At 47.1% G+C, this 8,073-nt stretch carries 10 protein-coding genes and 1 pseudogene; 4 read left to right on the top strand and 7 right to left on the bottom strand.

The window, feature by feature from the left end; all coding sequences use genetic code 11:
- The 6 genes from AC5JMP_RS02560 to AC5JMP_RS02535 form a co-directional block, all read right to left on the bottom strand.
- Nucleotides 1-453, bottom strand: a 453-nt coding sequence (locus AC5JMP_RS02560) for an NADPH-dependent F420 reductase (RefSeq protein ID WP_495849860.1), incomplete at its 3' end; no start/stop codon positions are given.
- A 47-nt stretch (nucleotides 454-500) separates the two neighbouring features.
- Nucleotides 501-953 carry an ester cyclase gene (locus AC5JMP_RS02555; RefSeq protein WP_495849859.1) on the bottom strand — a complete coding sequence of 151 codons (453 nt, stop codon included), beginning with the start codon at nucleotides 951-953 and terminating at the stop codon, nucleotides 501-503.
- A gap of 586 nt (nucleotides 954-1,539) precedes the next feature.
- On the bottom strand, nucleotides 1,540-2,604 hold the full coding sequence (locus tag AC5JMP_RS02550) for a DUF4331 family protein (protein ID WP_495849858.1): 1,065 nt from the start codon (nucleotides 2,602-2,604) through the stop codon (nucleotides 1,540-1,542).
- Nucleotides 2,605-2,624: 20 nt separating this feature from the next.
- Entirely contained in the window at nucleotides 2,625-2,915 is a 291-nt protein-coding gene (locus AC5JMP_RS02545; protein WP_495849857.1) for a muconolactone Delta-isomerase family protein, read from the bottom strand.
- 10 nt (nucleotides 2,916-2,925) lie between these two features.
- Nucleotides 2,926-3,582, bottom strand: coding sequence for an SDR family NAD(P)-dependent oxidoreductase (locus tag AC5JMP_RS02540; protein ID WP_495849856.1), 657 nt, complete (start codon nucleotides 3,580-3,582; stop codon nucleotides 2,926-2,928).
- Entirely contained in the window at nucleotides 3,579-3,881 is a 303-nt protein-coding gene (locus tag AC5JMP_RS02535) for a putative quinol monooxygenase (RefSeq protein WP_495849855.1), read from the bottom strand. Before AC5JMP_RS02535 ends, AC5JMP_RS02540 begins: the two co-directional genes overlap by 4 nt.
- A gap of 340 nt (nucleotides 3,882-4,221) precedes the next feature.
- Between AC5JMP_RS02535 and AC5JMP_RS02530 the strand changes: the two genes are divergently transcribed.
- Together AC5JMP_RS02530 and AC5JMP_RS02525 are read left to right on the top strand one after the other, a co-directional pair.
- A complete protein-coding gene (locus tag AC5JMP_RS02530) occupies nucleotides 4,222-5,373 on the top strand; it encodes an Acg family FMN-binding oxidoreductase (RefSeq protein ID WP_495849854.1) in 1,152 nt (383 codons plus the stop codon).
- A gap of 5 nt (nucleotides 5,374-5,378) precedes the next feature.
- Entirely contained in the window at nucleotides 5,379-5,858 is a 480-nt protein-coding gene (locus AC5JMP_RS02525) for a MarR family winged helix-turn-helix transcriptional regulator (protein ID WP_495849853.1), read from the top strand.
- A gap of 40 nt (nucleotides 5,859-5,898) precedes the next feature.
- Here the strand turns inward: AC5JMP_RS02525 and AC5JMP_RS02520 are convergent, their stop codons facing one another.
- Nucleotides 5,899-6,816 (bottom strand): LysR substrate-binding domain-containing protein, encoded by a 918-nt coding sequence (locus AC5JMP_RS02520; RefSeq protein WP_495849852.1) that lies wholly within the window; start codon nucleotides 6,814-6,816, stop codon nucleotides 5,899-5,901.
- A 119-nt stretch (nucleotides 6,817-6,935) separates the two neighbouring features.
- On the opposite strand from AC5JMP_RS02520, the gene AC5JMP_RS02515 reads away from it, so the two are divergent.
- Entirely contained in the window at nucleotides 6,936-7,811 is an 876-nt protein-coding gene (locus tag AC5JMP_RS02515) for an oxidoreductase (RefSeq protein ID WP_495849851.1), read from the top strand.
- Between the two features lie 67 nt (nucleotides 7,812-7,878).
- Nucleotides 7,879-8,073: pseudogene (locus tag AC5JMP_RS02510) on the top strand (hypothetical protein); the annotation flags it as partial.

Here is an 8,073-nt window from a genome sequence, read left to right as displayed (position 1 = left end):
ATCTCCGCAATAAAACAGCACATAGGGATCAGCGCGATGATGGTCATTGGCAAGCGTCGCAGTCGGTAGAGTGTTATAAGCTTTCACCACCTTTGCTTGTGGTACTTTCTGAGCGAGTTCTAGGGCTGAACTCACGTTTGGAACTCGTTGAATTTGACCTGCATCGGTTCGGCTGTAGGGATTAGTAGAATCAATAATAATTTTGCCATTAAGTGAGCCAGCCGCTGCCAGAGCATCGTCGGTTGTCCAGTAATAAACAGCCAAGAAAATTACATCGGCGAAGCTGGTAGCCTCCGCGATCGTGCCTGTTCTGGCGCTGGCTCCTGCTGCTGCTACCAACGAAGAGAGTTTTTCAGGATTGCGAGAACTGAATAGAATCTCGTGTCCCGCTTTTGCCCACAGCGTTCCCACTGTTCCACCGATGCCACCTGAACCAATCACACTAATTTTCATTGATTGACTCCATTGATTCAAAAATTCTAGGGACGATGATTTAGGCTTTACTTTAGAATCAAGGGTGCAAGCACAGGAGCCATCAACATTTCGAACTCCAAGTTAGTGGCGCTAACGACATTTTCAACAATCTTGCCATCCCGCAATCGCATTACATGAGTTTCAATGAAGGTAATGTCTCGATTGGTTGCCGCAACGCCGAAAAAATCTTTCGCGTGCCTTTGAATAGAGCGAAAGCGCACGACTACGCGATCGCCAGCCGCAAACAAATCTTCAATCATCATCTCCAAACCCGTAATTGGTGGGAAAGCATCATAGAAAGCACTAAATATCTGCTGATATTCTTCGCGTCCATTAATGGGACCATCGGGCTTCAGTCCAGTGGTGGCTTGCACCTGTTCATCTAGCACTTGTGCGGCAATGCTGATGTCGCCTTTGCCTAAGAATTGCTCAATGAAAGTGCGAGCGATCGCTAAATTCTGGCTCTCAGTCTCAGTCATCGTTGATACTCTCTAGTTTGTTGTAAAAGCAATTAGTAAATAATCTCTGAGTTAGAAGCCGGACTGGTAGGAAAGCAAAGAAGCTTCCCCTCCAGCGTCAGCAAAAAAATCGTGAGCTTCATATCTTTCAGCTTGCACCCAAGTTTTATCCAATGCACCACTAATGTGTCCAGAACCAAATAATCCCAATTTTTATGAGCCTCTTTGGTTTTACTTCCATCGCCAACAGGGTGTCAACTTTGGTGTAAGGGATGATACCTGTCTAGGTGTTAATTCGTGACCGAAGAAATTTGAAAACTATGAATAGCAAGCCTATCAAGGCATAGCTGGTTTTTCTATCTCATGTTTCGGGTCGCATTTTCCAGAAAGACATTTTTTCATACTACTAGAGAGAAATGTTTATCTCAGATCATGCCCAAATTTGGAACGAGAATACAGGATTTCTACGACGGCAAAATAACACCTAGACAGGTATCGTGTAAGGGATCAATGCAATCACCTAAATTTTGTTCCTAACAATGCGTTAAATTTGCTCTGTTGCAGTGGACTTGCAGTGGACTTGCAGCGATCGCCTGCATCAGTTCATCTATCCTTCTTGCCGGCTAGGAACGCTAACGGCTGGTTGTGTCGGTAGTGGTCTAGCTGGAGCGACATAGGGAAATTCGGCTCTCAGATCACTGGGTGGCGGCACTTTATTCTGAAGTAAGGTGTTAAAGAACAAGGTGTAAACAACTGTACCAAAATCATCTTGTAGTCTTCGTCCATTGATGCCCGCGAATCCAAAACTGGCCGGAAGGCTCGGATTAAAGGGAAGCACATCTGGAAAGATCCAGTTTGCTACCATCTGTCCATAACTTGCAGGTTCATCGGTACTTCCTGCAACGCGACAAATTTGAGTCACCAGATCCATTACTGGCTGAGCAAAGTTGTCATAGTCAGTATCCGGATCGGTAGAGTTGTAGAGTAATGACCCTGCTGGATTGTCATTAAACGTTGCAGCAAAATTGGGCTTGCCACAGCGATTCACCTGCGTCCAATGCCCGTGGTCGTTGGCTGAAACTGTTGCATAGAAACCAAAAGGCTCGGTCGAGATGAGATTAAGAGGTAGTTCGGCAACGATCGCCAGCACATTAGTTGCCCCTGTTGTGCTAGCTCCAGTGCTAAAATTCTCCGCATTCCATTCGTTATTTTGAATGGCCTGATCGAGACAAACACGGGCAGCAACCGCATCTAAAAAGAAGGGATCGCCCGCCAGTCCGACCCAGATACGTCCTAGATTGGCAACAGTTGCAATTTCATTCACGGTTCCTCGTCCTGATTCCTCACCTGTAGCATGGGGATTGCGTGCTGCTTCGCTGCTCAGGTAGGTGAGTGTCCAGGTTTGAGGACTGACATCTCCCTGAAAAATGAATCTGAAAATAGCATCAGATTTTGCATCCCCATTGGTATCAAATCGAAATTCGTAGGCTGTTTCGGGTCTAAAGGTATCCCACTGCGGTTGTCCAGTAAAGGGCGAAGGCAGTCCCGCAAGAGGACTAAGCGTCATAATAGCGACAATCGTTTTGGGAGTGTCACCATTAAACAAATAGATGTCACAGATGTTGATGCGGCTATCTTGTCGAGATTCTGGCGAATCAAAATGATGGCTCATAGGGTTGTTTTAACTGATGACTACTTGACGAAAAGTGCTTCGGTGCCTGTATACGGCAGTAATGGAATGACTTCAAATTGCAGGACTCCTGCTTGTGCCATTGGCAACTGAGCAATCATTGCGTTGACCTCTTCTAAATTGTTTGCCTCAAAGAGCAGCACGGCTCCACTTTTGTCAGCAATGTAATGGATGGAACGAAGATGATTGCTGGCGTAAATCTCCCACGCCTTGGCGGCTTCTGGCTTCACGAAGGGTAAGACTTGTTCAATCTCAGTTCCAGCAGTGATGCGCCCGATGACTAGAAATTGCATTCAATCGACCTCATTGATAGACATATTCAACCTGCCAAGTTTCAGGATCTTGGGTGTGTAGTTGCCAGTAGACAGCCGCAATCGCATCGGGATCAAACTTTGTTTTTGGTGCGATCGCTCCGCAAATGGTCACAGTCGCAATGTGAATGCCGTCTGCTTTCAGTTCGTCTGCCAAGCCCAAAGCAAGGTGACGGATTGCCGCTTTGCCCAGCCCTAATGAGATTAGTTGTGGACTCGGATAGAGCGCTAGTCCACCACCCGTTAATAGAATGGTGCCGCCTCGCTGTTGCTGCATTTTAGGCAACACCTGTTGAATCGCAGTGATGGCTCCTACCGCGTTAACTTTGAAGTCTTGCACTAAAGTCTCGGCGGTCAGGCTCATCACAGAATCTTGCTTGAGCATGGCAGCATTGTAAACCAGGACATCAGGATGACCAAGCGTCTGACGAATCTCTACAAAGGCAGCCGCGATCGAGTCGGGATTAGCCGCATCAACGCTAAATCCAGTTGCCTGAATTCCTACATCGTTCAAGGTTTTTGTATACTCAGCCAATGCTGCCGGACGACGGGCTAAGAGTGCAAGTTGATAGCCTTCTCGACCAAATTGCTGGGCAATCGCTAATCCTAACCCTGCTCCTGCCCCCACCACTGCACAAACTTTGCTCATCGGCTCACCTCACTCCACAATGACACGTTGATCGATTCAGACAGTAAGGTATTCGACTTCGCGATGAACTGCTTGAAATAGTTTGTCTTTTGATGAAAATCTAGGGCAGCCTGATTTTCCCAAATGATATAGAGCAGAATAGTCGCTTGATTATCAAAGGATTGGTGCATGATGTAAAGCTGACATCCGGCTTCTTGACAACTCTGTTGAGCAATTTCGTAGAGTTCGTTATGGAGTGTTGTCTCTATACCCGATCGTGGTTTAAATCGGAAGACTAAAACAATCGGTTCTTCCCTCATGTCGCTTGTGTAAGTGAGCAGAAAGAATGGCGCGACCAGCAATAGCAATCACATATGTACTTGCGTTGCTCTTATCCTATGAGGTTTGAGTTAAAGTTGTAAACCGCCTTAAATCCAGATTTTAAGCCAACCAAAGCCAGTCTCAAGATTATGCTTTTTGCCAGATAACTTGCTTAACTTTTGGCTAGGTATAGTAATTTCTAAACAGCTGAAGTACATCTTGGCTTGTCGGCTTGGGTATGACCTTCACTCCTAACTTGTGCAAAATATAGTTGATGTGAAACTTGACTATATTCCTGGGAATGTTAATATATTCCTAGGAATGTTTCTGGACTTTATAATGATTTCTCGCCGCAACTTTATTTTGATGGCAGGGACTACAGCCGTAATTGTGGCAGCAGGCAAGGCAGCAATTGACCTAGACAAGATGCCATCGACTGCGATCGCCGCCTGGTCTAAAGCCGAGTCAATTGACTTAGATATTCGCAAGCGCGTGTTGTCCTATGCAATGCTGGCTCCTAATCCCCACAACATGCAGCCGTGGATTGTTGACCTGCGCCAGCCTGAGCAAATTGACCTGTATTGCGATCGCAATCGGTTGCTGCCCGAAACCGATCCGTTCTCTCGCCAGATTTTGATTGGGCACGGGGCGTTTCTAGAATTGTTGGATTTAGCCGCCAGTGCGGCAGGTCATCGGACTGAGATTACCTACTTTCCAAAAGGTGAGTTTGGCGATCGCATTGACGGCAGACCTGTCGCCTCAATTCGGCTCATCTCAGACGCAGGTCGAGAGTCAGATCCACTCTTTCAGCAGATTCTGCAACGACGCAGTGCCAAAGTTCCCTTTGATACGACGAGGCCACTACGAGTTGAACATGGACAAGGTTTAGCCACTGCCTACACTAATCCGGATTGCAAACTCACTGTAGCTACAGATCAACCACGAGTCCTGGGATTGCAAGGAGTGGTACAATCGGGCATGGAAATTGAGTTACGAACGCCACGTACATACCAGGAGAGTGTGAACGTGATGCGAATTGGAGCGCAGGAAGTTAATCAACATCGCAATGGAATTGACTTAACCGGAGCGCCGATTGGATGGGGGCGTTTATTAGGTATGGTGAACCGGGAAAAGCTGGCTGATCCCACGTCTCAGGCGTTTCAATCGGGAGTGACGATGTATCGGGATATGGCAGAAGCAACGCCTGCTTTTGCCTGGATGACCACGAGCAATAATACTCGCTCAACTCAGCTAGCTGTCGGTCGTGCCTATGCGCGGCTCAATCTCAAAGCGACAGCACTAGGGGTTGCTATGCATCCAATGAGTCAGGTTCTCCAGGAGTATGCGGAGATGCAAGCATTGCAACAAGGGGTTTTGGCGATGCTCGGTATTCCTAAAGAACACACGATGCAAATGCTGATGAGATTGGGGTATGTGGAGCAACCCGATCCTTCACCTCGTCGAGATTTACAAGATTTGCTGCTAACCTGAAAAGCATGAGTTGTCATGATCCTGAAAAACTAAAACAAGTGCTGATTTGGATTGGGGTGGCAAACCAGTTAACCACCACGCGGTTCAATCAATTAATGACTGAGAGCAGTTTGCCATTGCCGCAATTCACTATGCTGAACCATTTCAGTCGCGATCCAGGGCAGGGTCGTACTATCACACAACTTGCCTCAGCGTTTCAGGCAAACCAACCTGCTATCACAAAAACGGTGCAGCATCTGATTAAGAAGTGCTATTTAGATGTCCAGGTAAGTCAGGAGGATAAGCGGGTTAAATATCACTTTATCACAGCAGCAGGTCTAGAAGCACACCAGCAGGCGATCGCCTGCATCCTACCCGATGCCCAACTCATCTTTGCAGAATGGAGTTTTGAAGAGATCAATACGCTGCACCAGTCTTTGTTCCGCTTAAAGAATTGGCTAGATGATCATAGAGAGACACTAGCGGACAACAGCCGTAAAGCATAATTAAACTCAGCGAGGCTATCACCAGCCCCGCTGAGTTTAATTATGCCAATTGCTGAGTCGGTTGGTGAGTTGACTCCCCTTGTATCGTCTTCTGTGCCAAGTTGAGAAATGGGCTTACAACTGAAGAGGAATCATGCTGCCGCCAAGCTAGATAAAGTCCAGTGTTAGGGATCTGCTCCTGTAGGGGTCTGTAAATGACTCCGCTTCTGTGGAAGTTTTGCAAGGAAGCGGGAACGATCGCAATGCCCAATCCTGCTGCCACTAAGCCAATGATCGTCTGCATCTGAACCGCCTCTTGAGCCACTTTCGGACGGAATCCGGCTTGTTGACAACTGTGAATAATCTGCTCGTAAAAGACGGGTCCTAATTTAGCAGGAAATAGGATAAAAAATTCATCTGCCAATGAGGAAAGAGACACTTGAGCTTGGGTAGAGAACGGATGATTTTCTGGCAACGCTAAGACCAGTAATTCATGCGAAAGGCACTCTACATTCAAACCTGACTCGCTGATAGCAGAACGAACAATACCGACATCAATCTGTTTGTCATACAGGGCTTGAATTTGTTGAGCAGTCGTCATTTCATACAATCGCAGTTCTACCAACGGAAACTGTTCTCGAAAGACCCTCAAAATCTCTGGTAGTAACGTATACATCGCAGAGTCAACAAAGCCGATTGCTAACCGTCCTACCTCACCTCGCCCAATCTGTTGGGTTACTTCGATCACCTGTTCGAGTTGTGCTAACACCAAGTAGGAACGCTCTAAAAACACTTTGCCTGCTTCCGTCAGATGCACTTGCCGCTTCGTTCGTTCAAACAGCTTGATTCCGAGTTCCTCTTCCAAGCTCTGAATCTGCTGACTGAGTGGGGGTTGGGAAATGTGCAACCGCTCTGCTGCGCGACTAAAGTGCAGTTCCTCAGCCACGGCGATGAAGTAGTGCAGGTGTCGTAATTCCATCGTATTTATATCTCTAACCTATTAATCTTAATCATATATATATTGGACAGTCACATAGCTGTCTCCTACTGTAAGAGATATGAGGCGCGTCTCATCGCTATTGATACTGGAGAAAACCAATGAACTCAAACAAAAATCGTATCGCTCCCAAAGTTTGGTTGATTACGGGATGCTCAAGCGGATTCGGGCGTGCCCTAGCAGAAGCTGTATTGAAGCAGGGCGACTACCTAATTGCTACTGCTCGCAAATTAGAGCAACTTCACGATCTGATTGAACACTATCCAGAAACCGCAAAGGCTGTCCGTCTGGATGTAACATCGCCTCAAGACATCCAAGTAGCGATTGATACCGCGGTTGCCACCTTTGGTCGAGTTGATGTGCTGGTCAACAATGCGGGGCATGGACTGATTGCTGCACTCGAAGAAGTCAGTGATGAGGAGACACACCAATTTTTTGAAACTAATTTCTTTGGGGCACTCCGTCTGATGCAAGCGGTTTTGCCTGTGATGCGTCAGCAAGGCAGCGGTCACATTGTAAATCTGTCATCCACAGCAGGATTAGTAGGATTTGGCGGAAGCAGCCTTTACTGTGGGGCTAAATTTGCCCTGGAAGGTACGTCTGAAGCTCTAGCTAAGGAGGTTGAATCCTTTGGAGTGAAAGTGACTTTGATTGAACCTGGGGCATTTCGCACCGATTTTAACGGACGCTCTCTGGCAACAGTCGAGCAATCCATTGATGCCTATGCGACCGTGAGTGGTGCTTCATTACAGTGGTTTAAAGAGATGGATGGTCAGCAACCTGGCGATCCTGCTAAAGCAGCGCAAGCCATCATCCAAGCTGTAGAAAGTCCTCATCCCCCGATACGACTGGCATTAGGCACGGATGCCATGAACCTGATTCAGGAAAAACTGGAACGGGTCAAAACAGATTTGGATGCTTGGCAACAGGTGACTGTCAGTACGGATTATCCAGAACACGTCAACTATGCCAAGTAGAGGGATATCCATGATTCATACCAAGACATTTCTGCGTGTTGTTCTAGTCATCGTTTTTATTGTTGTCATGAGCACCACTATCGGACTTTCACAAACCCCCCGCAAAGGTGTCAAAGCGACAGGCAGCGTCATCCACCAACTGCGTATCTACGAGATCTTCGACGGCAATAAAACGGCCTTCCACGAACGGTTCCACGATCATGCAATCGGTTGCGACCCGTATGCACTCCCATTAAACCCGGCATTAAGCAGCATCCTAACG

This window comes from Drouetiella sp. (genome assembly GCF_059504425.1).
Note: the sequence above shows the minus strand (reverse complement) of the source record. Positions and strands in the feature narration are given on the sequence as shown.

Excerpts from the sequence above, each read along its gene's own strand:
- AC5JMP_RS02555 (WP_495849859.1), bottom strand. The coding sequence starts at position 953 with ATGACTGAGACTGAGAGCCAGAATTTAGCGATCGCTCGCACTTTCATT.
- AC5JMP_RS02550 (WP_495849858.1), bottom strand. The coding sequence starts at position 2,604 with ATGAGCCATCATTTTGATTCGCCAGAATCTCGACAAGATAGCCGCATC.
- AC5JMP_RS02545 (WP_495849857.1), bottom strand. The coding sequence starts at position 2,915 with ATGCAATTTCTAGTCATCGGGCGCATCACTGCTGGAACTGAGATTGAA.
- AC5JMP_RS02540 (WP_495849856.1), bottom strand. The coding sequence starts at position 3,582 with ATGAGCAAAGTTTGTGCAGTGGTGGGGGCAGGAGCAGGGTTAGGATTA.
- AC5JMP_RS02535 (WP_495849855.1), bottom strand. The coding sequence starts at position 3,881 with ATGAGGGAAGAACCGATTGTTTTAGTCTTCCGATTTAAACCACGATCG.
- AC5JMP_RS02530 (WP_495849854.1), top strand. The coding sequence starts at position 4,222 with ATGATTTCTCGCCGCAACTTTATTTTGATGGCAGGGACTACAGCCGTA.
- AC5JMP_RS02525 (WP_495849853.1), top strand. The coding sequence starts at position 5,379 with ATGAGTTGTCATGATCCTGAAAAACTAAAACAAGTGCTGATTTGGATT.
- AC5JMP_RS02520 (WP_495849852.1), bottom strand. The coding sequence starts at position 6,816 with ATGGAATTACGACACCTGCACTACTTCATCGCCGTGGCTGAGGAACTG.
- AC5JMP_RS02515 (WP_495849851.1), top strand. The coding sequence starts at position 6,936 with ATGAACTCAAACAAAAATCGTATCGCTCCCAAAGTTTGGTTGATTACG.